Below are 812 nucleotides of genomic sequence, written 5' to 3'. Positions count from 1 at the left end.
TGCCGGCGATCCGGGCCGCTCGCGCGCAGGCTCGGACCCGCGCTTGGCAACGGTGCCGCCCGCTGGGCGGCTGCGCCGGGGTCCGCGACGGCGGACAGGTCATCGTCGATCTTGACGTCACGCTGGTCCGGGCCCATTCAGACAAGGAAGGCGCGGAAGCGACCTACAAACGCGGATTCGGGTTCGCCCCGATGTGCGCGTTCGTCGACCACGGCGAACACGGCAGCGGCGAGACGCTGCTGGTCGAGCTTCGCCCCGGTCGGGCCTCCGCGTTCGACACTGCCACCCACCTGGCCGCGTTGGATGCATCACTGGCCCAGCTGCCCGCCACCGAACGCGATCAGGTGCTGGTCCGCACCGACTCCGCGGGTGCGTCCAAGGCGTTCCTCCACCACATCAGCGATCTCGGGTTGGAGTACTCGACCGGGTTCACGGTGGGTGAGACGGTCAAGACCGCGATCGACCAGCTGCCCCTTCAGGCCTGGCAGCCCGCCCTGGACAGCGACGGCGCAGAGCGTGACGGGGCCCAGGTCGCCGAGCTGACCCGGTGGCTGCCCGACACCTTCACCACCGGGCGCCACAGTTGGCCAGCGGGAATCCGGATCATCGCCCGCCGGGAACGGCCCCACCCCGGCGCGCCGTTGCGACTAACCGACGAGGACGGCTGGCGGATCACCTGCTTCGCCACCAACACCCGCGGTGTCGGCTGGACCCTGCCCGTGCTGGAGGTCCGGCACCGCCAACGCGCCCGCGCCGAAGACCGGATCCGCGGGCTGAAAGACACCGGCCTACAGAATCTGCCCTACCACCGA

1 protein-coding gene is annotated in these 812 nt (G+C 70.7%); it reads left to right on the top strand.

From position 1 onward, the window contains the following. A partial coding sequence (locus tag ABD747_RS26580) for a transposase (protein ID WP_344810183.1) occupies window positions 1–812 on the top strand: 812 nt, incomplete at both ends.

Source organism: Microlunatus ginsengisoli (assembly GCF_039537205.1).
Taxonomy (GTDB): Bacteria; Actinomycetota; Actinomycetes; order Propionibacteriales; family Propionibacteriaceae; genus Microlunatus; species Microlunatus ginsengisoli.
The sequence above is the reverse complement of the archived record's forward strand: the minus strand, read 5'-3'. Positions and strand labels throughout refer to the sequence as shown.